At 73.5% G+C, this 24,212-nt stretch carries 22 protein-coding genes and 1 pseudogene; 11 read left to right on the top strand and 12 right to left on the bottom strand.

Annotated elements, in window-relative coordinates:
• Nucleotides 1–66 precede the first annotated feature (66 nt).
• Entirely contained in the window at nucleotides 67–4,533 is a 4,467-nt protein-coding gene (locus ACIGXM_RS19635; protein WP_396562487.1) for a trypsin-like peptidase domain-containing protein, read from the bottom strand.
• The gene (locus ACIGXM_RS19630; protein ID WP_396562485.1) at nucleotides 4,530–4,895 is read right to left on the bottom strand and encodes a CU044_2847 family protein; all 366 of its coding nucleotides are present in this window, start codon (nucleotides 4,893–4,895) and stop codon (nucleotides 4,530–4,532) included. Before ACIGXM_RS19630 ends, ACIGXM_RS19635 begins: the two co-directional genes overlap by 4 nt.
• 239 nt (nucleotides 4,896–5,134) lie before the next feature.
• Between ACIGXM_RS19630 and ACIGXM_RS19625 the strand changes: the two genes are divergently transcribed.
• On the top strand, nucleotides 5,135–6,433 hold the full coding sequence (locus ACIGXM_RS19625) for a hypothetical protein (protein ID WP_396562484.1): 1,299 nt from the start codon (nucleotides 5,135–5,137) through the stop codon (nucleotides 6,431–6,433).
• Between the two features lie 113 nt (nucleotides 6,434–6,546).
• Nucleotides 6,547–7,596 (top strand): glycosyltransferase family 2 protein, encoded by a 1,050-nt coding sequence (locus ACIGXM_RS19620; protein WP_396562482.1) that lies wholly within the window; start codon nucleotides 6,547–6,549, stop codon nucleotides 7,594–7,596.
• A 114-nt stretch (nucleotides 7,597–7,710) separates the two neighbouring features.
• Here ACIGXM_RS19620 and ACIGXM_RS19615 read toward each other — a convergent pair whose 3' ends face one another.
• Complete coding sequence (locus ACIGXM_RS19615; RefSeq protein ID WP_396562480.1) at nucleotides 7,711–8,406, bottom strand: TetR/AcrR family transcriptional regulator; 696 nt, start codon at nucleotides 8,404–8,406, stop codon at nucleotides 7,711–7,713.
• Nucleotides 8,407–8,542: 136 nt separating this feature from the next.
• Here ACIGXM_RS19615 and ACIGXM_RS19610 point away from each other — a divergent pair, with 136 nt between their 5' ends.
• The 3 genes from ACIGXM_RS19610 to ACIGXM_RS19600 are packed head-to-tail and all read left to right on the top strand — an operon-like array spanning nucleotide 8,543 to nucleotide 11,284.
• Nucleotides 8,543–8,764, top strand: coding sequence for a ferredoxin (locus tag ACIGXM_RS19610; protein ID WP_396562566.1), 222 nt, complete (start codon nucleotides 8,543–8,545; stop codon nucleotides 8,762–8,764).
• Nucleotides 8,761–10,059 (top strand): NAD(P)/FAD-dependent oxidoreductase, encoded by a 1,299-nt coding sequence (locus ACIGXM_RS19605; protein ID WP_396562478.1) that lies wholly within the window; start codon nucleotides 8,761–8,763, stop codon nucleotides 10,057–10,059. The genes ACIGXM_RS19610 and ACIGXM_RS19605 overlap by 4 nt, the downstream gene beginning before the upstream one ends.
• A 13-nt stretch (nucleotides 10,060–10,072) precedes the next feature.
• Complete coding sequence (locus ACIGXM_RS19600) at nucleotides 10,073–11,284, top strand: cytochrome P450 (protein ID WP_396562476.1); 1,212 nt, start codon at nucleotides 10,073–10,075, stop codon at nucleotides 11,282–11,284.
• A gap of 122 nt (nucleotides 11,285–11,406) precedes the next feature.
• Here the strand turns inward: ACIGXM_RS19600 and ACIGXM_RS19595 are convergent, their stop codons facing one another.
• The 4 genes from ACIGXM_RS19595 to ACIGXM_RS19580 form a co-directional block, all read right to left on the bottom strand.
• A complete protein-coding gene (locus tag ACIGXM_RS19595) occupies nucleotides 11,407–12,705 on the bottom strand; it encodes a Dyp-type peroxidase (RefSeq protein ID WP_396562473.1) in 1,299 nt (432 codons plus the stop codon).
• Nucleotides 12,702–13,919 carry a hypothetical protein gene (locus ACIGXM_RS19590; protein WP_396562472.1) on the bottom strand — a complete coding sequence of 406 codons (1,218 nt, stop codon included), beginning with the start codon at nucleotides 13,917–13,919 and terminating at the stop codon, nucleotides 12,702–12,704. The genes ACIGXM_RS19595 and ACIGXM_RS19590 overlap by 4 nt, the downstream gene beginning before the upstream one ends.
• Before the next feature lie 175 nt (nucleotides 13,920–14,094).
• Nucleotides 14,095–14,556, bottom strand: a complete 462-nt coding sequence (locus ACIGXM_RS19585; protein WP_396562470.1) for a hypothetical protein — start codon at nucleotides 14,554–14,556, stop codon at nucleotides 14,095–14,097.
• A gap of 49 nt (nucleotides 14,557–14,605) precedes the next feature.
• Entirely contained in the window at nucleotides 14,606–15,583 is a 978-nt protein-coding gene (locus ACIGXM_RS19580) for a zinc-binding alcohol dehydrogenase family protein (protein WP_396562468.1), read from the bottom strand.
• A 128-nt stretch (nucleotides 15,584–15,711) separates the two neighbouring features.
• Between ACIGXM_RS19580 and ACIGXM_RS19575 the strand changes: the two genes are divergently transcribed.
• The 6 genes and pseudogenes from ACIGXM_RS19575 to ACIGXM_RS19550 all read left to right on the top strand — a co-directional run bounded on the left by ACIGXM_RS19575 (nucleotide 15,712) and on the right by ACIGXM_RS19550 (nucleotide 19,579).
• Nucleotides 15,712–16,023 carry an ArsR/SmtB family transcription factor gene (locus ACIGXM_RS19575; protein ID WP_396562466.1) on the top strand — a complete coding sequence of 104 codons (312 nt, stop codon included), beginning with the start codon at nucleotides 15,712–15,714 and terminating at the stop codon, nucleotides 16,021–16,023.
• A gap of 94 nt (nucleotides 16,024–16,117) precedes the next feature.
• Entirely contained in the window at nucleotides 16,118–16,672 is a 555-nt protein-coding gene (locus tag ACIGXM_RS19570; protein ID WP_396562464.1) for a GNAT family N-acetyltransferase, read from the top strand.
• 106 nt (nucleotides 16,673–16,778) lie between these two features.
• Nucleotides 16,779–17,255: a nuclear transport factor 2 family protein gene (locus tag ACIGXM_RS19565; RefSeq protein ID WP_396562462.1), complete on the top strand. Its 477-nt coding sequence runs from the start codon at nucleotides 16,779–16,781 to the stop codon at nucleotides 17,253–17,255.
• A 77-nt stretch (nucleotides 17,256–17,332) separates the two neighbouring features.
• A pseudogene (locus ACIGXM_RS19560) lies at nucleotides 17,333–17,779 on the top strand (MarR family winged helix-turn-helix transcriptional regulator); the annotation flags it as partial.
• 116 nt (nucleotides 17,780–17,895) lie between these two features.
• The gene (locus ACIGXM_RS19555) at nucleotides 17,896–18,750 is read left to right on the top strand and encodes an ABC transporter ATP-binding protein (RefSeq protein ID WP_396562461.1); all 855 of its coding nucleotides are present in this window, start codon (nucleotides 17,896–17,898) and stop codon (nucleotides 18,748–18,750) included.
• Nucleotides 18,710–19,579 (top strand): ABC transporter permease, encoded by an 870-nt coding sequence (locus ACIGXM_RS19550; RefSeq protein WP_396562459.1) that lies wholly within the window; start codon nucleotides 18,710–18,712, stop codon nucleotides 19,577–19,579. The genes ACIGXM_RS19555 and ACIGXM_RS19550 overlap by 41 nt, the downstream gene beginning before the upstream one ends.
• A gap of 31 nt (nucleotides 19,580–19,610) precedes the next feature.
• Here ACIGXM_RS19550 and ACIGXM_RS19545 read toward each other — a convergent pair whose 3' ends face one another.
• The 5 genes from ACIGXM_RS19545 to ACIGXM_RS19525 are packed head-to-tail and all read right to left on the bottom strand — an operon-like array spanning nucleotide 19,611 to nucleotide 24,210.
• Nucleotides 19,611–20,198 carry a hypothetical protein gene (locus tag ACIGXM_RS19545; RefSeq protein ID WP_396562457.1) on the bottom strand — a complete coding sequence of 196 codons (588 nt, stop codon included), beginning with the start codon at nucleotides 20,196–20,198 and terminating at the stop codon, nucleotides 19,611–19,613.
• The gene (locus tag ACIGXM_RS19540; protein ID WP_396562455.1) at nucleotides 20,195–21,607 is read right to left on the bottom strand and encodes a DUF58 domain-containing protein; all 1,413 of its coding nucleotides are present in this window, start codon (nucleotides 21,605–21,607) and stop codon (nucleotides 20,195–20,197) included. Before ACIGXM_RS19540 ends, ACIGXM_RS19545 begins: the two co-directional genes overlap by 4 nt.
• Nucleotides 21,604–22,611: an AAA family ATPase gene (locus ACIGXM_RS19535; RefSeq protein WP_396562453.1), complete on the bottom strand. Its 1,008-nt coding sequence runs from the start codon at nucleotides 22,609–22,611 to the stop codon at nucleotides 21,604–21,606. Before ACIGXM_RS19535 ends, ACIGXM_RS19540 begins: the two co-directional genes overlap by 4 nt.
• Nucleotides 22,612–22,666: 55 nt before the next feature.
• The gene (locus ACIGXM_RS19530; RefSeq protein ID WP_396562451.1) at nucleotides 22,667–23,206 is read right to left on the bottom strand and encodes a hypothetical protein; all 540 of its coding nucleotides are present in this window, start codon (nucleotides 23,204–23,206) and stop codon (nucleotides 22,667–22,669) included.
• Nucleotides 23,203–24,210 carry a DUF4129 domain-containing protein gene (locus ACIGXM_RS19525; RefSeq protein WP_396562449.1) on the bottom strand — a complete coding sequence of 336 codons (1,008 nt, stop codon included), beginning with the start codon at nucleotides 24,208–24,210 and terminating at the stop codon, nucleotides 23,203–23,205. The genes ACIGXM_RS19530 and ACIGXM_RS19525 overlap by 4 nt, the downstream gene beginning before the upstream one ends.
• Nucleotides 24,211–24,212: the final 2 nt, after the last annotated feature.

The raw sequence follows: 24,212 nt of genomic DNA, 5'->3' as shown, positions 1-24,212 counted from the left end.
CCGTACCGGTAGTCGCAGCCATGACTTCTCGGCATTCGCCGACGCCGCGGGAGAGGGCACGAGTGACTACGGGCAGGCCTTCCGGTAGGTCGTGCCCGGGGCGTCCTTCTGCCACTGGGCGGCGGTGATGGAGTTGCCGGTGTACGAGCAGAGCAGGTCGGCGAGTCCGCCGGGGTCGGTGTCGGTGAGGAAGGCCGAGCGGCCGTCCAGGATCGCGAACGTCGGGGCCGAGGAGAGGAACGTGACCGGGCCGAGCATGTTGTCGGCGGTGAACGTGATGGTCGCTTCGAGCACCGGAACCGACGGGTTGCGGATGTCCCACAGCTGGGCCTCGCCGCTCATGCCGTTCCAGACGGCCATGAGGTGGCCGGTGGGATCGAGGCTCACACCGTGGAGGTCGTGCAGCGTGCTGACGGCGGCCCCGGTGCGCGGGTGCGACGGATCACTGATGTCCCACACGGTCACCGTGCTGTTGCCCGGACCGGTGGCGGCCAGCCGCCGACCGTCGGGGCTCATGTTCAGCGTTGAGCCGACGGACCCCGGCAGGACGGTCGCCGAGCGCACTCTGCCGGCGGTGACGTGGAACAGGTGGACGGTGCCGCTGCCGTTGTCGTCGGACGGTGACGACGTCACCACAGCCAGCACGGCGCCTGCGGAGACGGCGGCAGGGCTGGCGCTGGTGAGCTGTGTGGTGTCGCCGTGCACCGGGTGTCGTGGGTTGCTGGTGTCCCACCAGTCGATTCCGGTCGGCGTGATGACGATCGCGGTGCGGCCGTCGGCCAGGACGCCCGTCTCGTCGGTGTCGGGATCGGGAACGGGGACGGACCCGACCTCGGCCGCGTGGTGCGAGTCGGTGATCTGCCACAGGTGCAGCAGCTTGTCGCTGCCCTGGACCGCGACCAGATCGCCGGCGGTGTCCGCGTCAACGCCCGTGCCCGTGATCGCTCCGCCGTTGATGGTGGGGAAGTCGGCTCTGCCCAGCGACCCGGCCTGCACCGGATGGTGCGGATCGCGCAGGTCCCACAGCTGGACGGACTCGTCGTGCGCGACGGTCAGCAGTGCGGTCGGGCTGAGGAACCGGACTTGCTGCACCGTGGCGGGGAGCGTGATGGTGGCGATGCGTGCGGGTGCGCGGGGTGCGGAGATGTCCCAGAGGGCGAGGTGCGAGGGAGAGAGCGCGTCATCGCCCGACTCGGAGGCGAGGGCCGCGACCATCAGACGGCCGTCGGGACTGAAGTCCCAGTTGGAGGAGGCGTCCGAGGCGGTCACGTCATCCGCGGGGCGCAGCGGTGAGCGCCACGCCCGCAGGACGCCGTCGGGGCCGCCGCTCAGCAGGACGCCGTCGGGCGTGTAGGCCTGCGAGATGATGCCGAATCCGGTGGTGGCGCACGTCGGTTGCACCGAGGCCGGGGTCGCGGGGGAGAGGTCCAGCAGGCACAGCTGGCCGTTGCTGTCGGTCTCGTCGAGGCCGCTGAAGGCCAGTTCGCTGCCGTCCGGGCTGAAGGCCACCGCCATCATGACCGGGCTCGGCTCGTAGCCGGTCGGGATGGGCGCGGGCGTGGACGGGTTGCCGATGTTCCAGAGCCCCACGTTGAAGTCGCCGACGGCGGCCAGCCTGCTCCCGTCGGGGCTGAACGCCACCGCGGTGTACCCGGTGGACATCGTGGCCACCTTGGCCGGGGTGGCCGGATCGGCGAGGTTCCACAGCTGGGTCGTGCCGCCGAGGATGGTGGTGGCGAGCAGGTCGCCCTTCGGGGCGAACGCGACGCCGGCGAGCACACCGTCCGTCCGCTGGGTGGGGGTCGGCAGCTCCGCGACCAGACGCGGGTGCCCGGCCTGCGCCACCGACCACACCAGCGAGACGCCCTGCTCCAACGCCGCGGCCAGCAGTGTGCCGTCCGGGCTGAAGGCCATCGACGTGACCCGCAGTGATCCGCTGCCTCTCGGGAGGTCGGTGGCTCCGGGCAGCTCTCCCGCGACGGTGGGGTGCCGGGGATCGGCCAGGCTCCAGAGGCAGAGACTCGGGGCGGTGGGGCAGGCTCCGGCGAGCACCCCGCCGCGCGGCGCGAGGGCGATCCCTGACGCGGCCGTGTGCAGCGTGGCGTCCAGGACGGGTGCGAGCGGCTTGGTGAGGTTCCAGATCCGCAGTGATCCGTCCTTGTCGACGGCCGCCGCGAGGGGCCCGTCCGGCTGGGCCGCGATGCGCAGCACCTCGTGGCCGGTGTCGCCGACGACGCTGTCCAGCGGGGTCATGAGCGTGGCGTACAGCTGGTTGGCGGCGTCCTGGGTGGGAGCGGACCGGTACGCGGCGATCGCGAGCTGAGCGGCGACGCCCGGGTCGGTGGCGCTGAGCGCGTTCGCGTCGGCGGCCAGGGTGGTCGAGCGGGAGACCGCGTCCTTGCGCGCGGTCTCCCGGCTCAGCTGCAGGGAGACCGCACTGACGCTGGCAGCCACCAGCGCCAGGACGCCGACCAGGGCGACCGCGGCGCGTCGGCGCCGGGTCAGCCTGCGGCGGCGGACGTGTCCTCGGCGCAGGTAGTCGCGTTCGGGCTCGGTCAGGTGGCTGCCGTACTCGCCGAGCCACCGCTGGGCGCCCGCCAGTGTGACGGCGGTCGGAAGCAGGTCGGCGGTGCGCCCGGCGGCTTCCCAGCGGTCCCGGTCGTGTCGCAGGGATTCGCGCCAGCCCAGGAAGGAGCGGTCCTTCACGGCCCAATCCGCCAGTCTGGGCCAGCTGTTGATCAGCGCCTCGTGCGCCAGCTCGACGGTCTCGACGGTCTCGGCGGCGGCCTCGGCGGTTGCGGTGGAGTCAGCGGTGTCGGTGGAACCGGCGGCCGGGGCGTGTTCCTCGATGCGTCCGGTGACGAGCAGCCGCGTGGTCGCGAGTTGCCGGGCGATCCGCCACTCGTCGTCGCTCAACTCCGTACGCCGCACCGTCCGGCGGGTCGCACCCGTCGATCCCATGGGCACCCTGATGAGCTGTGTGAAGAGCTGTCGGGCCGCCGCCTCGTCCCCCGGCAGGACGGACTCGTCCCAGACGCGGTCGGCGTAGGCGCTCAGGGCACCGGCGACACCGCCGAGTTCCTCGTACGCCTGGTGCGTGAGTTGGCCGCCGGTCTGTCGGCGCCACAGCAGTTCGAGGGTGAAGCCCAGCAACGGCAGGGCACCGGGCTCGGTACGGGTGTCGTCCAGGATCCGTTCGACCAGGCCGGGCGCGTAGGAGACACCGGGGACGGCGTCGACCGGTGCCGTGACGATCTCGCGAAACCGCTCGGCGCGCATCGGCGCGAGAGCGTGGTTCTGACCGGCGAAGAACGGCCCGAGCCGGGGGTGTTCCAGCACCGTCTCCAGGAAGTCGGCCCGGAGTGTGGTGAGCACCCGGACCGTGCTCGGCAGGTTCTCGTCGAACAGGACGCCGGCCAGCGCGTCGACGGCTTCCGGGGTGCGCGAGAGCAGTTCCTCGAACTGGTCCACCACGATGAGCAGTTTCCCGCTCCCGTGGCGGCTCAGGATCCGCGCCACGACATCGGCCAGTCCCCCTTGGCCGTTGGCCAGCGCGCCGGTCAACTCCGGTATCCGGGCCAGCCGTTCGACCTCGGACAACCGGGGTTCCAGCAGGGGTAACAGCGCTGCGGCGAGCGCGGACAGCGGGCTGCCGCCGGTGGACGGCCGGAAGACCACGGCGGAGTTTCCGGCCTCGCGGAAACGGGGGATGACCCCGGCCATGGCCAGGGAGGACTTTCCGGAGCCGGAGGCGCCGACGACGGCGACCCAGCGCTTCTGGAGCAACCGGTGGCTGAGCTCGTCGGCTTCCGTCCGCCGCCCGTAGAAGATCGACGCGTCGGACTCCCCGAACGCCGTCAGGCTGCGGAAGGGCGACGGCGGCAGGGCGAAACCGCGCAGCTCGGGCCAGGCTTCCAGCAGGCGCTGGGTGGGGATCAGGTAGCTCACCGGGGGGTCGCCGGTCTCGGCCAACGCCATCATGCCGATCACGCCGACCAGTACGTCGTCCCACACCGGGCCACCGCTGAAGCCCCCGGAGACCCGGTAGCCGTCCGTGCCGGCCTGGTCGAGCTGCAGCAGGCCGTCGGCCTGACGCTCCCGCAGCACACCGGCGTGCCACACGCCTCCCGAGCGGCCGATCGGGAAGCCGAAGGCCCGCGCGGCGTGGCCCCACACCTCCCGCGTCTCGAGGAGCCGGACGGGCCGCGCACCCGGCAGCCGGTCGCTCAGCCGCAGGACGGCCACGTCCTCGGCCGGCGCCCAGTGTTCGATCCGCACGGTGACGGCCGCGGTGCTCGGCGTGGGGAAGGGCAGGAGGGGTGGGTCGACCGTGAGCCCGGCGGCGTCGGAGGGCACGGCCTCCGGCGGTGTGCCGAGCGCGGCCGAGACCACGTGCGCGCAGGTGAGGGCGAGCTCGTCGGTGACCAGGAAGCCCAGGCCGACGGGGACGCCCGCGGCATTGCGGATCCGCAGGACGGCCGCGTCCAGGGCCTTCGGTCCGGTGCCCCCGGCGACCGCGGGCGCCGTCGTCATGCCGTGGGCTCCGACTCGGGGTCGGACTCCTCGGCGGGCCGGTGCCAGGTGAGCGAGACCTTGAAGTTGGCCTGCGCCGCGGTGCTGGAGATCACCACGTCGGCCTCGGCGGACAGCGACAGCCCGAACTCGACGGAGATCTCGTCGGGCGCGTGGACCATGCCGCGGAATCCCTCGACGAAGTCCTGTGCGACCGGGCGGATCCCGGCGAGCATGTCGCCCATGGAGCGAGTGGCCCGCGCGACCACCTGGCTGGGGCGGGCGACCTGCACGAGTCCGTCTGCGGCCCGCTCGATCTCGACCTTCACCACATCGGACGGACCGTCCGTCCCGCTGACCGGTACTTCCACCAAGTACGCCATGCTTCCCCCCGTCCGGGGCCTTCCCCCAGCCCCTTGGTACGCATCCGCGAGCCAACTGGCCCATGAATGTACAACATCAAGCCCGGAGTCGAGCGCGGGAGCCGGGCGCGGCCCCGGGCGCGCGGGTGGACCCGCAGGTCCACACCTTGATCATGTCGCGACACGTACGTGATCTGAAGGCGCAAGGATGTTCGACGGACCTTCGCGTCCGACATCCCAGCTCTCTCGAATGGTTCACGGTGCCCAAGCAGTTCCAGTACAGACGGCGTACGGCGGGCCTCGCGCTCGCCACCACCCTCGCCGCGGCCCTCTCCGTCACGACGCTCAGCGCCTGCCAGGGCCTGCCCTGGCAGCAGAAGACGCTGCCCGAAGCCCAGTTGAAGAGCGAGCTGCTGACGGCGCCGACGGGGTCGAAGCCGTTCGACCGCGGCACCCTGGCGCCCGGCGGCGTCCTCACGCTCGACCAGTTCGTGGACGGCATGTTCGTCGCCCAGCAGCAGTCCTCGGAGAAGGGCGACGCCACCAGGGACGGCTTCAAGTACGCCGTCGAGACGAACTGGCAGGCGCCGGACGGCACGCAGGCCGATCTCTTCCTGATCCAGTTCAGCGGCTCCGGCGGAGCGCAGGACTACGTCAGCAGCGTCTCGGAGGGCACGTCGCGGGGCCAGACGCCCGCCGAACCGCTGTCCTCGCTCCAGGGCGTTCCGGGAGGTGAGGCGTTGAGCGCCGGTGCCGTGGACAAGGCCGGGAACATCCAGCAGAGCGCCTGGTTCGCCGTCGGCGACATCGCCGCCGATCTGCACTACTACACCCCCGGCGCGGCCAACCCCACGGGGTTGGACCAGCTCGCCAAGGCTCAGCACGCACGGCTGACCGGGAACGTCACCACACCGTCACCGTTCCCCACGTCCTCGGCAACCGCACCCGCGCCGGCCAGTGCCGCGCCGGCTCCCGCCACGCCGGCCGACCAGAGCCGCCTGGTGAACGACCTGGTGCCGCTGCCGAGCGGTGCCCAGCCGTGGCGTGCCGACAGCCAGGACGGTCCGACCGGTGTCCTGACGCCGCAGCAGCTGATCGCCCGGATCGCCGAGCCGAGCGACCAGCAGCGGGTCACCGCTGAGGAGACCGATCGCGGGTTCCAGTACGCGGTACGGGAGAACTGGAACGCCTCCGACGGCACCCAGGTGGACATCGACCTGCTCCAGTTCGCCTCCGCGACGGGAGCGCAGAGCTTCGTCCTCGCCTACCAGGGCGGGGCGGGGGACGCCGTCGGTACCAGCGGTACCTACGCGATTCCCGGCAGTGGGGACGCCATGGCCTTCGAGCATGCCGGGCTGGACAGCGACGGCGACATCCGGACCGAGGGCTATGCCGTGGTCGGCAACATCGCCCTCGACATCAACGTCTGGACGCCCGCGAAGGCCGACCGGGCGGCCGCGACGGCGCTGATCCAGCAGCAGTACGCCAGGGTGCTGGCCGACCCGACCGTGGCGGCCGTGGCGAAGGCGGCGCCCGCGCTGCCCACCCCCACCTCCTGAGCCGGCTTGGGAGCGGACCGGGCCGGACGTTAGGATCTGCCCGGTCGCTCCCGGTGACCGGTGACCGGTCGCAGGACCGGTCGCAAGCTCCTGATCGAAAGGCCGCGCAGTCGATGGCCCCTCGTCTCTCCGTCGTCGTCCCGATCTACAACGTCGAGCGCTACCTGGAGGAGTGCCTCGACTCGATCGCCGCGCAGACCTTCGACGACTTCGAGTGCGTCATGGTCGACGACGGCTCGACCGACGGCAGCGCGGCCATCGCCGAGCGTTACGCGGCCGAGGACGCGCGCTTCCGGCTGGTCCGGCAGGAGAACAAGGGCCTCGGCGCGGCCCGCAACACCGGCTGGCGGCACCTCGGCGAGGGCACCGAGTACCTGGCCTTCGTGGACAGCGACGACAGCCTGCCGCCCGGTGCGTACCAGTTGATGATCGACACCCTGGACCGGACCGGGTCGGACTTCGCCGCCGGCAACGTGCTGCGGTTCCGTTCGACCGGTTACTACCAGTCCGGCGCCCATGTGAAGCCGTTCCGCGAGACCCGGCTGAAGACCCACGTGACCGAGCTCCCGGCGCTGGTCACCGACCGCACCGCGTGGAACAAGGTCTACCGCCGCAGCTTCTTCGACGGCGCCGGCATCCGGTACCCGGAGGGCATCCTCTACGAGGACGCCCCGGTCAGCGTCCCGCACCACTACCTCGCGGGCAGCGTGGACGTGCTCTCCGAGCACATCTACCACTGGCGGGAGCGCGAGCTCGGGGACCCCTCGATCACCCAGGGACGTACCAACCCGCGCGGTCTGATCGACCGGGTCCGCTCGATGGAGCTGGTCCGCGAGTGGCTGCTGGCCCGCCCCGAGCCGAAGTTCCACGAGAACCTGCGCTCCTACGACCACAACTGCCTGGTCGAGGAGATCCCGATGTTCTTCTGGTGGGTACCGGACGGCGACCAGGCGTACCGCGAGGTCTACCAGGAGCACGTCAGCCGGCTGGTGCGGGCGATCGGGGTCGAGCGGATCGACGCGCTGCGCGCCCCGCTGCGTCTCAAGTACCGCCTGACGCTGGCGAACCGGATGGACGAGTTCGTCGCGCTGCAGCGCCTGCACCGCTTCTACCGGCACCGCCGCCGGCAGCTCGCCCGCCTCTCCCACCGCGCGGCCGCGTAGCGCCCGCGACCGTCCCGGATCAGCTCCTGGCATCGGCCGCGGAGGTGGTCCGGGCGGCGGGAGGGAGTGACGCCTGAGGGGCGGCGCGCCGGGTTGGCGATCGCCGTGAACCCCTCAGCCCGCGTCGTCGGGCAGAGCGCCGCCGCGCTGCCCGCCACCGGCGTTGATGCCGGCGAAGAGCCAGGTCAGCGCCTGGCCGAAGAGCTCCTCGGACACGCTCGCGGGGTCGATCCGCCGTTGCCGCACCAGGCCCGTGAACAGCGCGGTCACCACCGTGGCGACGGCCTCGGCACTGACCCCGGCGGGTGCCCCGCGCCGGACCAGGGCGCCGGCGATCAACTGCTCCAACGACTCGCGCGGTCCGCGTAGTTGGGCCGCCATGGTGTCCAGCACCTCGGGGTTGCGTACCGCGTACAGCCAGAACTCCGCCTGCAGCGGCGCGAAGTCGATGTCCTTGTCGGCGACGTCGATCAGCAGCCGGCTCAGCCCGGCGACGGCCTCGCCGGTGCCCGCGGTGTGGGTGGCCAGCGTCTGCGCGGCCTCCGAGACGCGGTCGCTGGCGCGGGCCGAGAGCAGCTCCAGGAAGAGCGCCTCCTTGCTGCTGAAGTTCGAGTACAGCGCGCCGGTGGAGAAGCCGGCCGACTCGGCGATCTCCTCGACCGAGGCACCGGTGAAGCCCTTCCGGGCGAAGACCCGGGCCGCCGCGTCCAGCAGCAGTGTCCGGGTGCGGGCCTTGGTCTCGGCGCGGGTCAACCGCCGCTGGCCCGTCCCGCCGCGCCCGTCCTGCTGCCCGTCCTGCCCCATGCCCATGTCACCGAGCCTATTGGGATAGCGATCGCTATGTCAAAGCTCGGATCGCGTGTACTTTGGGGATAGTGGTCACTATCTGAGTAGTGGCCGGGATGGAGAGGGGAGAGACATGTCCATGCAGTCCCCGCCGGAGTCCCTGCGGCTCGTGGTGGACCTGAACCGTTGCCAGAGCTACGGGCAGTGCGTCTACGCCGCGCCGACGGTCTTCCGGTTCCACGGCGAGGAGTCGCTGGAGTACGACTACGCGCCGGACGGCGGTGTGCGGCGCGAGGTGGAACGGGCCGCCGCGGCGTGTCCGGTACAGGCGATCACGCTGGGTGCGGCCGGCGAGGTCCTCACACCGGGCGGGACCCGGTGACCGGGCCCGGCCGGATCGTCGTGGTCGGTGCCTCGCTGGCCGGCCTGCGCGCGGCCGAGGCGCTGCGCGACGAGGGGTTCACCGGCGAACTCACCCTGATCGGCGACGAGCCCCACGAGCCCTACGACCGGCCGCCGCTGTCGAAGGCGGTGCTGGCCGGTCGGCTGACCACGGACCACACGGTGCTGCCCCGGGTGCGTGACATCGACGCGCGCTGGCTGTTGGGCGTCGCGGCGACGGGCCTGGACGTGCCCGGCCGCCGGGTGACGCTGGCCGACGGGCGGCAGGTGGGCTTCGAGCGGCTGCTGATCGCCACCGGTACCCGCGCCCGGCCGTGGCCCGAGGCGGCCGGCGGCGGCCTGGCCGGCGTGCACCTGCTGCGCGGACGTGACGACGCCGACCGGCTGCGCGCGGCACTGGCCGCCGGCCCGCGCCGGGTGCTGGTGATCGGCGCGGGCTTCACCGGCGGCGAGGTCGCCTCGTCCTGCCGGGAGCTGGGACTCGCGGTGACCGTGACGCAGCGCGGCCCGGCCCCGCTGGCGAGCGCGCTGGGCGGAGTGGTCGGCCGGTTCGCCGCCGGTCTGTACCGCGACGCCGGGGTGGACCTGAGGCCGGACACCACGGTCGACGCCCTGGAGGGCGACGAGCGCGGGCGACTGTGCCGGGCCCGGCTGTCGGACGGCAGCGTGCTGGACGTCGAGGTCGCCGTGGTCGCGGCCGGCGCCGTCGCGAACACCGAGTGGCTGGCGGCGTCCGGGCTGGCCGTCGACGAGAGCGGGGTGACCTGCGACGCCGCCTGCCGGGCGCTGCTCGCCGACGGGACGGCGGTCCCCGGCGTCTTCGTCGCCGGTGACGTCGCCCGCTGGCCGCACCCGCGCTACCCCGGGCGGCTGCTGCGCCTGGACCACTGGGACAACGCCGTCGCCCAGGCACGCACCGCCGCGCACAACCTGATGCACGACCCGCGCGACCACCGCAGCCACCAACCCCTGCCGGCCTTCTGGTCCAACCAGTTCGGGATCAACCTCAAGTGCGTGGGCCTCCCCGCCATCGCCGACCAGCTCGTGGTCACCCAAGGATCCCTGGAGCAACGGAAGTTCGTGGCCGCGTACGGCTGTCGCGGGCGGCTGGTCGCGGCCGTCGCGGTGGACTCCCCGCGGGTGCTGGACGGGTACGCCGCGCTGATCGAGGCCGGCGCGCCGTTCCCGCCGGTCCTCAACGCCCCCGACGGTCCGGCCCAACTCAGAACGCTGGACGCCGAGTTCGCCAACGCCATAGCCGCCGGACAGAAGTAAGGGAGAACGTCCCATGACCACCAGCACATCGATCCCGGCCACCGACCTGTTCGCGCAGGCCGTCCGGCTGGACCACCGGGCCGACCCGTACCCCTACTACGCGCGGATGCGACAGCGACCGGTCGCGCGGATGGCCGACGGGACCTGGCTGGTCAGCGGCTACCACGAGATCCGACAGCTGCTGCACGACCCGCGGATCAGCGCCGACCGGCTCAATCCGCAGACCGCGAACCAGCCGGTGAAGACCCTGCTGGTGCAGGACCCGCCCAACCACGACCGGCTCCGCCACCTGGTCACCCAGGAGTTCGTCCCGCGGGTCATCGGCATGCGCGACCACATCGAGGAGCTGGTCGACCAGCTGCTCGACGCGCACGCCACCGACCGGCCCGGACAGCTCGACGTGGTCGCCGACCTCGCCTACCCGCTGCCGGTCACGGTGATCTGCGAACTGCTCGGCGTGCCCCGCCAGGACGAGGCCGTCTTCGGCAGCCTGGCCCGCAGGTTGACCCGCGGCCTGGATCCGATCGACACCCAGACCGAGCAGGAGCTGCTCGAACTCCAGCAGGCCCGGGTCGAGTTGGTCCAGTACCTGGAGGGTCTGATCCAGCAGCGCCGCACCGAGCCCGGCGCCGACCTGCTCTCCGGCCTGATGACCGGTGACGACGCGATGGGACCGCTGGACCTGCGCGCGACCCTCGGCCTGTTGCTGATCGCCGGCCACGAGACCACCGTCAACCTGATCGCCAACGGCACCCTCGCGCTGCTGCGCGACCCCGACGTCCTCGCCCGGCTGCGCGCCGACCCCGACCTGGCCACCCAACTGGTCGAGGAGGTGCTGCGGCACGACCCGCCGGTGCAGATGTCCGGGCGCAGCACGCTGGCCGACATCGACCTCGCGGGCACCACCATCCCCAAGGGCTCCCGGGTCCGGCTGATGCTCGCCGCCGGCAATCGCGACGCGGCCCGCTTCGCCGACCCCGACCGGTTCGTCCCCGACCGTGCCGACAACGCCCACCTCGGCTTCGGTGGCGGCCTGCACTACTGCGTCGGTGCCACCCTGGCCCGCGCCGAGGCGCAGATCGCCCTGACCGCGCTGGCCCGTCGCCTGCACGCGCCCCGCCTGCTCGCCGACCCGCCGCCGTACCGCGCCAACGCCATCCTGCGCGGCCCGGAAGCCCTGCCGGTCGCCTTCGACCGACTCGACCGAGCGGCCGTCATGTCCTGAGCGGGGAGCGGACGGCGGCCGGGACCCGGCCGCGGAGCCAGCACCACGACGGGGGCCGGGGCGGTTGCTGTCGCAGCCGCCCCGGCCCCCGGCCCCCGGTGCTCGTCGCTCGTCGCCGGACGTCAGGCGAAGAGCTGCTCGCCGATCCAGTGGCCCGGCCCGGAGGCCGCCGGCGGGATCGCGACCAGGATGCTGCCGGTGTGGGTGGTGAACTGGTTGAGCGCGTCCGAGAGGGCCAGCTGGTTGAAGATCCTGACGAAGCCGCTGCGCGGGTCGTTCTGGTAGGCGCAGAACAGCAGGCCCGCGTCGTACTCCAGGGCCTGCTTCCACGGGGGCCAGCGCTCGACGAACGGGCTCACGCCGTTGTTGTAGCTGTACGAGCGGCGCAGGATCTGTGAGCCGCCGTTCAGCGCGGCCGCGGAGAGCCGGATGTGCGAGTCGAGCGGGATGGTGGGCGTCCCGTCGCCGTTCCTGGCGGTGAAGTCCATCGGGTCGTTCTCGCGGGTGCCGCCCAGCGGCGCGCCGGACGCCTTGTGCCGGCCGATCACCGCCTCCTGGGTCTGCAGGGGCATGGTGTCCCAGTGCTCCAGGCTGATCCGGATCAACCGGGCGACCAGGTAGCTGCCGCCGACCATCCAGGACGGGCCCTCGCTGCCCGCCCAGACGTACTGGTTCATCTGGCTGGCCGAGTTGGTGGGCGGGTTGGCCGTGCCGTCCTTGAAGCCCATCAGGTTGCGCACCGTGCCCTTGGTCCTGGCGGCCTGGTTGAAGCCGGCCTGGACCCACCGTATCTGTGCCACTCCCGTTGCCGCGCGGGCGAGTTGGCGCACCGCGTGGAAGGCGACCTGCGGGTCCGAGGCGCACGCCTGGACGGTGAGGTCGCCGCCGGTGGTGTCGGGATTCAGCTGGTCGCCGTGGAACACCGGCAGGTCCACCAGGGCGGCCGGGCGGTGGGCGGCGAGACCGTAGCGGTCGGCGCCGTCCTTGCTGAACAGGGTGGCGCCGAACCCGAAGGTGAGGGTGAGCCGGGACGGGCCGAGGTCCACCGCCTCGCCGGTGTCCACCGGCGGCGCGGTGGGGCTCTGCGCGGTGCCGACCGCGGGATCGCCGGCGGTGAGGGCGGCGGCCTGCTCCGTCCAGGTGCGCAGCAGGTCGGCGACGTCGGAGCGCTTCGTCGTGGTGAGGTCGAAGACGGCGAAGTAGGTCTGCTCCTGCGGGGCGTTGGTCACGCCCTGCTGGTGGGTGCCCCAGAACGGCAGGGTGCCGCCCTCGTCCTGGGTGCCGGGGGACGAGCCGCCGTCCACTGCCGCCGCGACGCCCGCGCCCAGCGCGACGCCGGCGCCCGCGCCGACGCCGAGGGCGGTCAGGAAGCCGCGCCGGCCGAGCCCGCCGGCCGACCCGGCCGCCTGATCCTCCGTCACTTGATGACTCCCAGCGCGTTGTTGTCGTCCATCGCGAAGTACACGCCGCTGTGGTCGGCGGTGACTGCGATGCCGAACAGGTCGCCGCTGCCGGCCGGGGTCTGCGCGGGGTCCTGGTCGAGCCAGGTGTTGGCGACCTGCTTGCCCGTCGTGGTGACCTCGACCAGCTGGCCGTTGAGTCCGTTGGCGACCAGCAGGTCGCCGTTGGGCGCGAGGGCCATCGACAGCGGGCCGTCGAGCCGGCCGCCGGAGGTCAGCGTGGTGCCGGTGCCCGCGCTGTCGCTGCGGGTGGCGGCCTGCGGGATGGCCGCGATCCGGTTGCCCAGGCGGTCGGCGACGTAGAGGGTGCCGTCGGTGCCGAGCGCCAGCCCGGTCGGGCCGTCCACGAAGGTGTTGGCGTCGGCCTGCTCGGGGAAGCCGCTGCCGATGACGGTCTCGGAGGTGACGGTGGGTGCCGCGTCGGCGGGCTCGTTCAGCTGGACGCGCACCACGGTGCCGGCCTGCTGGACGGGCTGGCCGACCGCCTGGATGCCGTGCAGGGTGTTGGTGACGTAGAGGGTCGCGGTGCTGCCCTGGTCGGTGGCGGTCAGGTCCCAGGGGCCGTCGAGGTCCCCGCCCTGGATGGTGGAGGCCACCTGGCCCTGCGGGTTGAGCACCAGCAGGCAGCCGGCGCCCTGGGTCGCGGTGGTCCCGTCGGTGCTCGGGGCACTGCCCACGATCACGTAACCGGAGGCGAGTTCGGTCATCGCGGTGGTCAGCCCGATGCCGCCGGGGCAGCCCGGCTGGTTCGCCGGGATCTGGGCGAAGGTGGTCAACTGCCCCTGCGGGTCGATCTGGACGATGGTGGTGCCGGTGCCCTGGAAGTTGGCCTTGCTGTTGAAGTTGTCCACCAGCACGTCGCCCTTGGTGATCTTCCCGGCGGTGGTCGTCGCCACGGTCACCGCGTACGGGTTGACGTCGAGGTTCTCCGGGATGGTCGAGGCGACCGTGCTGGTGGTGTGCAGGCCCGCGAGGAAGCCCGACTGCGGCTGGTCGGTGGAGGACTGCGCGCTGTCCGAGGGCGCGGGGGCGGGGGCCGAGGCAGCCGACGAGGCGGAGCTGGTGGTGGACCCCGAGGAGGAGCACCCGGCGAGCGCGACGGCAAGCAGCCCGATGCCCAGAGCCTGCAAGGCCCTGCCGGGTCCGGACGAGTCGGTGGGTCTGGTACGCCGCATCTGGTGATCCTTTCCAGCCGCCGGTGCGGGGGGACACGGGCGGAGAGTGCACAAAAGTAGGCAGGGTCCGCCTGGGCGAAACCGTGCTTAGGCAAGGTATACCTAACTTCTGGGAGCGGAAGCACCACCCCTGGCCCCCTTGGTGCGCAATTCACAGCGCTTGTCCAGGGGACGCTCAGGCTTCCTCGGGGTTGGCACGGCGGCGGGTCCGGGCGGCGGAGGATCGCCGTGGGCCCGGGGCCAGTGCGGCGGCGGTCGCCGTGGCCAGGGCGGCGATCGAAGTGCCCGTGATGACGGCGGGGTTGACCCACGCCGGGACGAGTTCGCCCGCGCCGCCGTCGCCGACGCAGCGGGCGCTGACCGGGAAGGTGCGGTGCACGACGCGGTCGGCCGGGGTGGAGCCCGAGAACGCGCAGTGCTGCTCCGTTCCCGTCAGCGAGTCGCCGCACCAGGTGCCGATGGCGAACGCGCCGAGGGCGACCGAGGCCCCGGCGAGGGCGAGCAGGAGCAGGGAGCCGGGGTTGAGCAGGGCGCCGGCCCGGGCACGGCGGAACAGGAGTGCCAGGCAGACCGCGAGCACCGGCGGGGTGATGATCGGGAGGACGAACAGGACGGCGGTGCCGGCGATCTCGGTCATGGTGGGAAGATCGCCGGGCGCCGCCGTCCGGTTCCGGTCCGCCGTCGCGTCAGTTCCCGGTCACCCGCAGCACCAGCTTGCCCGTGGTCGTCCGGCTCTCGATCCGCCGGTGCGCCTCGGCGGCCTCGGCGAGCGGGTACTCGGCGCTGATCGGGAGGCGCACCGAACCGTCGGCGACCAGCGCGAAGGCCTTGGTGGCCAGGGGGCGCAGCAGCTCCGGGGCGGTGCGGGCGAGGGTGAGGACCGAGAAGCCGGTGACCGAACGGCCGGGCCACAGGTCGGTCAGGCCGACCTGCCAGGCCGGTGCGCCGCTGGCGTTGCCGAACGCGACCAGCCGGCCGAACGGCGCGAGGGCCGCCAGGCTCCGCCGGAAGGCGTCGTCGCCCACCGGGTCGAGGGCCAGGTCGACGCCGCGCCCGCCGGTGGCCCGCCGGACGCCGTCCGCGAAGTCGTCGCCGACGAACACCTCGTCGTAGCCGGACGCCCGGGCGTGCTCGACCTTGTCCGGACGCGACACCACGCCGTACACCGCCCCCGCGCCGGCCAGTCGGGCGAGCTGGCCGACCACCGTGCCGACGCCACCCGCCGCGGCCTGGACCAGCACGCTCTCGCCCGCGCGCAGCCGTCCGGTCTCGTGCAGCAGGGCGTGCGCGGTGGGCAGCACGGTGGGCAGGGTGGCGGCGGTGCGCAGCGAGAGGCCGGCCGGGACGGCGAAGACGGTGGCCGCGTCGGCGATCGCGACCTCCGCGTACCCGCCGGACCCGGTCAGTGCGGCGACCTCCTGGCCGGGGGCGAGTCCGGTGACCCCGGCGCCGACGGCCCGGACCCACCCGGACACCTCGAGCCCCGGCTGGAACGGCAGCGACTTCAGCAGGTAGCCGGTGGAACGCTGCTTCACCTCCGCGAAGTTGACGCCGGCGTACGCGACATCGATGCTCACCTGGCCCGGGCCCGGTGCGGGGACGACGAGGTCGCCCACGGTCAGGACCTCGGGACCGCCGAGCCGTTCCACCACGATTGCGCGCATGACTGCCACCCTGCCCATCTGTCGGTAAGATGTTCAATGGAAAGCGAACACTTTGAGTGTATGGATTTGATCGAACACTTGGCAAGGGGGGCGGCCAGGGGTGAGAGACGGAGAGGAGAGCCGGGCTGATGAGCCATCGTGTGGAGCCGGAGCACACCCACCCCGACGAGGTCCCGGTCCAGGCGGCGCTGGCGGCGCTGGCCGACCCGGTGCGGCTGCGGATCGTCCGTGAGCTGGACGGCTCGCCGGACTGGGACCGGGCCTGCGGGACCTTCGACGTCCCGGTCGGCAAGGCGGCGCTGAGTCACCACTTCGCGGTGCTGCGGGCGGCCGGCCTGATCGAGCAACGGGATCGCGGTGCGAAGCGGGTCAACCGGCTGCGTCGCGCCGAGTTCGACGCCCGGTTCCCGGGGCTGCTGGACCTCGCGCTGCGCGGCTAGCGAGAATCACGGGACGGCGGCGAGTGGCGAGGGGGAGCGGATGACGGGCGGTCCCAGGGTTCGGTGGCGGGGCTCCGAGGACCTGCCCGGCTGTGTGGCGGCGCTCGAAGAGGTGCACCGGGCCGACGCCTACCCCATGCTCTGGCCCGCCGACCCGGCCCGCTGGTTGTGTGACTCCGACCTGCTCGCCGCCTGGGTGGCCGAGGTGCCGGGCGGTCCGGGCGGCGCCGCCGGCCCGACCCGGATCGTCGGCCACGTCACGCTGGTCCGCGCCGCCGGCTCCCGGGCTGCCGGCCTCTGGGCCGGCCGCACCGGCCGCGAGGAGCACCGGGCGGGCGCGGTCGGCCGGCTCTTCGTGGCGCCGGCCGCCCGCGGCCACGGGCTGGGCGCCCGGCTGCTGGGCACCGCTGTCGCGCAGGCCCGTCGCTGGGGGCTGCACCCGGTGCTGGACGTGGCCGCCGGCAGCACCGCGGCGGTCGCCCTCTACGAACGCCTCGGGTGGCGGCGACTGGAGACGGTCCAGGAGAGCTGGGTGCCGGGGGAGACCGTCGACGTGCACTGCTACACGGGTCCCGGGGCGCACCCGGTCGCGGCCGCCGGCGGTCGACCCGCCGCCACGGTCCGGACCAGCGACGATCACGATTCCTGATCGTCGCAGGTGTGGACCGCGTCTTGGTCCGGCCCCGGCCTCCGGCTTGACTCGGTCCCGGGCGCGGGGAGCGCCCGGAACCGACGAGGGAAGGACGGACCACCCCATGACCGCCACCGAGCCGAACGCCGCCAGGACCGCCGTCGCCGAGGCCACCGCCACCGCGCGGCCCGACACCGCCGCCGTCACCGAGCCGCGTGACGTGGTGCGGCGCTACTTCGCGGCGCTGGCGGCCGGTGACCAGCAGGTCGTCTGGGACTCCTGGGCCGAGGACGGCAGCTGCTGGTACGGCGGCGACCTGCCGATCTCGGGTACCTGGCAGGGCCGGGACCAGGTGGTCAACGGCTTCCTGGCGACCGCCTTCGCCCACCTCGACCCCGAGCGGGAGATCGGGATCCGGGTGACCAACGTCTTCGGCGAGGGCGAGCAGGTGCTGGTGGAGTGGGACTCCTGGGCCACCGGCCGGACCGGCCGGGCGTACCGCGAGAACAACATCGGCGTCTTCACCGTCCGCGCCGGGAGGATCGTCAGCATGCGCGAGTACGCCGACACCCAGCACTGGGAGCGCGCGCTGGTCGCCTAGCCCGTCGGGGCTGTCGGCCGAAGCCGGCGCGGGGGAGGGCTGGACAGATAGCTCTTAAAGAGAGCTAAAATTACCGTATGACTGGAACGGAGTTCACCGACGAGCTCGCCGACCTGCTGGTCGGGATACCGCGGCTGGCGCGGCGGCGGCTGCGGCAGGGGTTGACCATGCCGCGGTTGCGAGGGGCGCAGGTCGAGTTGTTGCGGTTGGTGTCGGCGACTCCGGGGATCCGGGTGTCGGTCGCGGCCAAGGAGCTGTGCCTGGCGGGCAATTCGGTGTCCACCCTGGTCAACCAGCTGGTCCGGATCGGTCTGTTGCGCCGTGAGGTGGACCCGGCGGACCGGCGGGCCGCGCGGCTGCTGCCGACGCCGGAGGCGGCCGCCCGGTTGGCCGCCTGGCAGGCCAGTCGCGAGGCGTTGTTCAGCGAGCAGGTGGCCCAACTCCCGGCCGCGGAACAGGCGGCGCTGGCCGCCGCGCTGCCGGCGCTGCGCCTGCTCGCGGACGGGCTGCGTGAACCGGAGCCCGGCGCCGGGCCGGTGGCGCTGCGCAGTGTCCCGCCGCAACTCGCCAGGGACCAGGGCGAGTTCGAGGCCGGATTCGGGAGTGAGTGCGAAGCCGAGTACGAGGAGGGCGAGGGCTGATGGCGGACGACGACCACACGCAGGCGCCGGGCGAGGCCGTGAGCTGTCGGGGGCTGGAGTACAGCTTCGGGCAGACCAGGGCCGTTGCCGGGATCGACCTGGATGTCCACACCGGTGAGGTGTTCGGGCTGCTCGGCCCGAACGGCGCCGGCAAGACCACCACCATCCGTGCGATCACCACCCTGCTGCCGGTACCGGCCGGCATGGTGCAGGTCTTCGGCAACGACACCGCCCGGCGCCGGATGGAGGTCCGCCGGCTGCTCGGCTACGTTCCCCAGCAGCTCTCCGCCGACGGCGGGCTGACCGGCCGGGAGAACGTCTCGCTGTTCGCCCGGGTCTTCGACGTCTCGCACCGGGAGCGGGCCGAGCGGGTCGCCCAGGCGCTCGCCGCGGTCGACCTGGCCGATGTCGCGGACCGCCTGGTCAGCACCTACTCGGGCGGCATGGTCCGCCGGCTGGAGCTGGCCCAGGCGCTGGTCAGCGCCCCCCGGCTGCTGGTGCTGGACGAGCCGACCATCGGCCTCGACCCGATCGCCCGGACCAGCGTCTGGGAGTGCATCGACGAGGTGCGCGCCGCCACCGGGATGACCGTCCTGGTCACCACCCACTACATGGACGAGGCGGACCAGTACTGCGACCGCCTGGCGCTGATGCACCGCGGCACCATCCGCGCGCTCGGCACCCCGGAGCAGCTCAAGCAGCAGGTCCGCGAAGAGGACCCGCACCAGGAGCAGCCGACGCTGGACGACGTGTTCCGACACTTCGCCGGCAGCGGCCTCGACCACTCCAACGGACAGGAAGGAGGGTTCGGCGATGTCCGCCGTACCCGTCGAACCGCTTCCCGCGTCGGCTGACCGCGGCGCCGGCGAGTCCGGCCCGCGTTACCCGATGCTGCTGACCCCGCCCAGCGCCCGTACCGGCTGGCAGTTGGTCCCCGCCCGGGTGTTCGCGATGTGCGCGGTGGAGCTGCAGAAGCTCCGCCACGACCGGACCGAGCTGTACACCCGTGCCGTCCAGCCGGCCCTCTGGCTGCTGATCTTCGGTGAGACCTTCACCCGGCTGCACGCCATCCCGACCGGCAACGTCCCGTACCTCGACTTCCTGGCGCCGGGGATCATCGCCCAGTCCGCGATGTTCATCGCGATCTTCTACGGCATCATGATCATCTGGGAGCGGGACTCCGGGGTGCTGACCAAGCTGCTGGTCACCCCGACCCCGCGGGCCGCGCTGGTGACCGGCAAGGCCTTCGCGGCCGGTGTCAAGGCGGTGATCCAGGCCGTCGTGGTGGTGCTGATCGCCGCCCTGCTGGGTGTCGCGCTGACCTGGAACCCGTTGCGGCTGCTGGGCGTGGCGGTGGTCGTGGTGCTCGGTTCGGCGTTCTTCTCCTGCCTGTCGATGACGATCGCCGGGATCGTGCTCACCCGCGACCGGCTGATGGGCATCGGCCAGGCCATCACCATGCCGCTCTTCTTCGGCTCCAACGCGCTCTACCCGGTCGCGCTGATGCCGGGCTGGCTGCAGGCGATCAGCAAGATCAACCCGCTCAGCTACCAGGTGGACGCGTTGCGCGGGCTGCTCATCGGCACCCACGCCCACCTGCCGATGGACTTCGCGGTGCTGACCCTCGCCGCCGCGCTGGGCATCACCTCGGCCTCCGCGCTGCTCGGGCGGCTGGCCCGCTGAGGGCGGCCGGAAGCCCGCCGGTCCCTCCCGATCAGGAGGGACCGGCGGGCTTCCGGCGTTCCCGCGGTGCTTCCGGCCGTCGGGTCCACAGCGTGATCCCCACTCCGAGGGCGGCCACCGCCACGCCGAGCGCGGCCCCCGGCCGGGCCCAGGAGGACGCCCCGGTGGGCGCGAGCGCGGCGAGCAGGACCAGGGCGGCGGCGCCGCAGGCCGCCAGCGCGGGCAGCGGCCCGGCCGGCCGGTGCCCGACCCCTCGGGCGTCGACCAGCAGCAGGTAGCCGAGCAGCAGGGCGGTGATCCCGGCCGCGAGCCAGGCCGGCGGGTGGTTCACCGCGGCCAGCAGCACGGCGGCGGTGGCCACTACCGTGTTGCGGTGCCGGGCCAGCCGGTCGCCCAGCCCGGCGAGGCCGTTCGTCCGGCGGCCGACCGCCGGTCGCGCGGTGGTCGGCGGCGCGGCCCACCAGGCGAAGCCGGCCGCGGCCAGCGGGACCAGCAGCTCGCCGCCGGTGTGCCCGGCCGGGTCGCAGGCGGCGACCAGCAGCGCGATGCCCAGGAAGCGAGCCACCGCACGGTCCAGTCGCTCCCGGGAACGCGCCTGGGAGGTGGGGGAGTTGGTCATCGGCTCCGTCCGTGGATCCGGCCGCGCGTCAGCGGGGCGAGGGTCAGGTCCAGCGCCTCGCCGGGGGTGTGGGTGACCACCGGGATGCCGCGGTTCCGCAGTGCGAAGCGCATCGCCCGCCGGTCCGCGCGCCACAGCCGCAGCGCCACCTGCCCGGTGGCGTCGTCGGGTTCGACGTACGGGTCGCCGGTCGGCAGCTCCACCACGACCAAGGGGTTGCCGCGGTCGGCGAGCTGGGCGAGCAGGTCGAGGATCCGCTGGTCGGCCAGCGGTGTGAAGGCGTACACCAGCGCGTGCCCGGGCAGCGCCGGCGGCGGCAGCCGGCGCAGGTCCGCGGTGCGCTGGCCGAGGTCCTTGCGCACCTCCAGCACGCTCCCGACGATCCGGTAGAACTGCCGGTCGCCGGAGTCGGCCCGCAGCCAGCGCAGCGTGCCGCCCACCGAGACCAGCCCGACCCGGTCGTGCCGCTTCAGGTAGGCGCGGGTCAGGCCGCTCGCCGCGCGCAGCGACTCGTCCAGCGTCGAACTGCCGGTCACCGGGTCGCGGAAGTCGCCCAGCGCGTCCAGTAGCACGACCGCGTCGGCGGTCCGCTCGGCGGCGAACTGGTTGATCTGGATCGAGCCGCGCCGGGTGGTGGACGGCCAGTGGATGCGCCGCTGCCGCTCGCCCCAGACGTACGGGCGCACCCCGACCACCTCCACCCCCTCGCCGCTCTGCCGGGTGGTGTGCTCGCCCAGCCGCTCGGGCAGCCGGACCGGGATCGGGGTCAGCCCGGCCCGGGTCGGCACCGGGAAGACCTCCACCTCGCCCAGTTCGGCCCGGACCGTGCGGCGGGCCAGCCCGCCGCTGTCGTAGAGGTCCAGGTCGACCGTGCCGAGCGTCCAGCGCCCCCAGCGGGTGGCCCGCAACTCCAGGACGGCGGTGTCGCCGGCCACCGTCACCGACTCCAGCAGCACGCCGGGGCCCGGCGAGAACACCGGGTCGAGCAGGCCGACCACGCCGTCGTGCCGCACCGTGATCCGGGCCGTCACCGTTTCGTCCTCGAAGCAGCGGCGCGGTCCGGCGGTCGCCTCGACGGAGAGCCGGTGCGGCCGGCCGTGCCCGGGGGCGGCCAGCGCCAGCAGCACGGCCGGGCCGGCGGCCAGGGCCAGTAGCCAGGCGTGACCGGTGACCAGCGCCGCCGCCGCGGCCGCGGCCGCCACGGTGAGCAGCCGCAGCGCCCGGTCGCTGACCCGCCAGTCCGGTGGCGGGGGGCTCGGCGGGCCGTCGTGCGTCGCGTCCACCGCGCCGCCGCGCCGACCGTACGTGCGCCGTACGTGCGCCGGCCGGGCGGCGGGTGCCTGCACGGTGCTGTGTCCGGTGGTCAGGCCCGCGTCCAGGGACCGCAGCGGGTCCGACTCGGGGGTCACGGCTGCGCGGCCGGCCGCGGCAGGGTCCCCGGCGTCGGCACCGACTCCACCAGTCGAGCCAGCACGTGATCGGCGGAGACCTGGCGGACCCACAACTCCGGCTTCAGGGTGACCCGGTGGGCCAGCGCGGGGACCGCGACGGACTTCACGTCCTCCGGGGTGAGGTAGTCGCGACCGTCCAACACCGCCCGGGCGCGGGCGAGTTGGACCAGGGCCAGGCCGCCGCGCGGCGAGGCGCCGACCTCGATCTGCGGGTCGCGCCGGGTCGCGTCGACCAGTGCGACGATGTAGTCGACCAGGTCGTCCTCGACCTCGACCTGCTCCAACGCGGCCCGCATGGCCAGCAGTTCGGCCGGGCTGCTGAGCGCCTCCAACACCGCCTCGGGGGCCGCCCGGTCGATCCGGGCGCGCAGCATCGAGGCCTCCAGCTCGGTGGCGAGGTAGCCCATCCGGACCCGCAGCAGGAAGCGGTCCAGCTGCGCCTCGGGGAGCGAGTAAGTGCCCTCGTACTCAATGGGGTTGGCGGTGGCGATCACCACGAACGGCTGCGGCAGCCGGTGCGTGGTGCCGTCCACCGAGACCTGTGACTCGGCCATCGCCTCCAGCAGCGCGGCCTGGGTCTTCGGCGGGGTGCGGTTGATCTCGTCGGCCAGCAGCAGCTGGGTGAAGAGCGGGCCGGGGCGGAACACCATCTCGCCGCTGCGCTGGTCGTAGAAGGGCGCGCCGGAGACGTCCGAGGGGAGCAGGTCGGGGGTGAACTGGATCCGCCGGAAGTCCAGGCCGAGCGTGGTGGCGAAGGAGCGGGCCAGCAGGGTCTTGCCGAGCCCGGGCAGGTCCTCGATCAGCACGTGACCGCCGGCCAGCACGCCGAGCATCACCAGCTCCAGCGCCCCGGGCTTGCCGACCACGGCGCGGCCGATCTCGTCGAGCACCTCGCGGGCGCGCTTTCCGGCCTGCTGCGGGGTCAGGACGGCCGCGGTCTCGGCGGCCTGCGGGACGGTCATGGTTCTCCGTACGTTCGGGGCGTTCGATGGATACGTGCGAGCGCGGGCCGGGCGGCTACAGCTCGTCCAGGCGGTCGGTCAGGGCGGCGAGCACCTCCGGCGGGACGGTGTTCCGCGGCGCGGGTCGTCCGGGGTCGAGCCAGGGCCAGAGCTCCGGGCCGACCAGGGCCGCGGCCCGGGCCGGCTCGGTGAAGAGCGAGACGCCGTGCGTCTCGGAGAGCCGGGCGGCGTAGAGCCGTTGCAGCTGGGGGCGGAGCGGGTGGAGGTAGCCGTCCTCCTCCAGTCCGTTGCGGATGGTCCAGTACCAGTCGCCGAGGCCCGGCTCCCGACCGGCCAGCAGCCGGGTCCGGCGGCGCAGGGTGCTGTCCTCGGAGCCGCCTCCGCCCACGTAGCGGGCGGTGACCAGGCCGGCGACGGTGAACAGCACGGCACCGGTGCCGGCCGCGGGCAGGCCGCCGACCAGCCCGAGCAGCAGCTCGCCCACCGCGGCACTGCCGAGCAGTTCGATCAGGGTGTGCCGGACCGAGCCGGGTTCGATCGGCGGGCGCTCGGCGGCCCGTGCCCGGTCGGGGAGGGGCAGTGCGCGGCGGCTCATCGGGCCACCGCCGTGGCCGGCCCACTGGTCTGCTCCGCGACCCGCTCGGCCAGGGTGGCCGCGATCGCGTCCAGCGCCACCCGGGCGGCGGCGACGTGGCCCTCGTCCATCGGGTGGCTGGAGTAGCGGGCCTCCCGGAACAGCCCGGTCAGGGTGCGGGTCTCGGCCGCCCCGACCGCGCCGCCGGTCACCGCGCGCTCCAGCAGGTCGGTGGGGCTGTCGGCGATCCGCCGGGCGATCCCGGACCGGCCGAGTGACTCCTCCATCGCCGCGTAGCAGGCGATCACCGCGGCCCGGGCGTCGCTGCCGCGCAGCGCCCGCCGTCCGGACTCGACGGCCTCGGCCAGCGCCTCGTCGGGGTCGGTCCGGACGATGACCGGACCGCCCGGCGCCGGCCGGTCCAGCGAACGCAGGTAGCGCACCGCGAGGACCGCGCCGACCACCACCCCGACCAGCAGCGCGAACTCGACCAGGTAGACGAGCAGCTCGGCCAGGACCGCGAGCCAGTGGGTCGACGTACGGTGCGGGGGGCCGTCCGGACCGGGGCCCGGCTGCGAGTCCCCGCCCATGGGCAGCTCCGGTATGGGGACGTTGGTCACCGGCTTGTCGGTGCCGGACTGGTGGTTGGAGACCGCCATCAGCAGCGGCACCAGCACCGCGCCGGCCGGCAGCAGCAGCCGCGCCGCCGCGCGCAGCCGCTCGGCCCGCGGAGTGGGGCCGTCCAGGTGACGGACCTCGTCGCGGTAGCGGGCGGCGAACCGGCCGGCCAGCACCAGCCAGCCGACGCCGAGCAGCAGGTCCAGGCCGAACGAGCCGATCGGCGGATGGGCGCTGCTGGTCAGCAGCCTGCCGGTGGGCCGCAGCACCAGGGCGGCGAGCAGCAGGCCGAGCAGCGTGACCAGGGCCGGCAGCCACCGTCGGTCCGGAAGCCGCTCGGCGGGTACCGGGTCGGCGGGTATCGGGCCGGCGGCCGGCCGGCCCGCGGGTTGCTGTGACTGCGTCATGC

The sequence above is a fragment of the Kitasatospora sp. NPDC052896 genome (assembly GCF_044547075.1).
Lineage (GTDB): Bacteria > Actinomycetota > Actinomycetes > Streptomycetales > Streptomycetaceae > Kitasatospora.
Note: the sequence above shows the minus strand (reverse complement) of the source record. Positions and strands in the feature narration are given on the sequence as shown.

Excerpts from the sequence above, each read along its gene's own strand:
- ACIGXM_RS19635 (WP_396562487.1), bottom strand. The coding sequence starts at position 4,533 with ATGACGACGGCGCCCGCGGTCGCCGGGGGCACCGGACCGAAGGCCCTG.
- ACIGXM_RS19630 (WP_396562485.1), bottom strand. The coding sequence starts at position 4,895 with ATGGCGTACTTGGTGGAAGTACCGGTCAGCGGGACGGACGGTCCGTCC.
- ACIGXM_RS19620 (WP_396562482.1), top strand. The coding sequence starts at position 6,547 with ATGGCCCCTCGTCTCTCCGTCGTCGTCCCGATCTACAACGTCGAGCGC.
- ACIGXM_RS19615 (WP_396562480.1), bottom strand. The coding sequence starts at position 8,406 with ATGGGCATGGGGCAGGACGGGCAGCAGGACGGGCGCGGCGGGACGGGC.
- ACIGXM_RS19600 (WP_396562476.1), top strand. The coding sequence starts at position 10,073 with ATGACCACCAGCACATCGATCCCGGCCACCGACCTGTTCGCGCAGGCC.
- ACIGXM_RS19590 (WP_396562472.1), bottom strand. The coding sequence starts at position 13,919 with ATGCGGCGTACCAGACCCACCGACTCGTCCGGACCCGGCAGGGCCTTG.
- ACIGXM_RS19585 (WP_396562470.1), bottom strand. The coding sequence starts at position 14,556 with ATGACCGAGATCGCCGGCACCGCCGTCCTGTTCGTCCTCCCGATCATC.
- ACIGXM_RS19580 (WP_396562468.1), bottom strand. The coding sequence starts at position 15,583 with ATGCGCGCAATCGTGGTGGAACGGCTCGGCGGTCCCGAGGTCCTGACC.
- ACIGXM_RS19575 (WP_396562466.1), top strand. The coding sequence starts at position 15,712 with ATGAGCCATCGTGTGGAGCCGGAGCACACCCACCCCGACGAGGTCCCG.
- ACIGXM_RS19565 (WP_396562462.1), top strand. The coding sequence starts at position 16,779 with ATGACCGCCACCGAGCCGAACGCCGCCAGGACCGCCGTCGCCGAGGCC.
- ACIGXM_RS19555 (WP_396562461.1), top strand. The coding sequence starts at position 17,896 with ATGGCGGACGACGACCACACGCAGGCGCCGGGCGAGGCCGTGAGCTGT.
- ACIGXM_RS19550 (WP_396562459.1), top strand. The coding sequence starts at position 18,710 with ATGTCCGCCGTACCCGTCGAACCGCTTCCCGCGTCGGCTGACCGCGGC.
- ACIGXM_RS19545 (WP_396562457.1), bottom strand. The coding sequence starts at position 20,198 with ATGACCAACTCCCCCACCTCCCAGGCGCGTTCCCGGGAGCGACTGGAC.
- ACIGXM_RS19535 (WP_396562453.1), bottom strand. The coding sequence starts at position 22,611 with ATGACCGTCCCGCAGGCCGCCGAGACCGCGGCCGTCCTGACCCCGCAG.
- ACIGXM_RS19530 (WP_396562451.1), bottom strand. The coding sequence starts at position 23,206 with ATGAGCCGCCGCGCACTGCCCCTCCCCGACCGGGCACGGGCCGCCGAG.
- ACIGXM_RS19525 (WP_396562449.1), bottom strand. The coding sequence starts at position 24,210 with ATGACGCAGTCACAGCAACCCGCGGGCCGGCCGGCCGCCGGCCCGATA.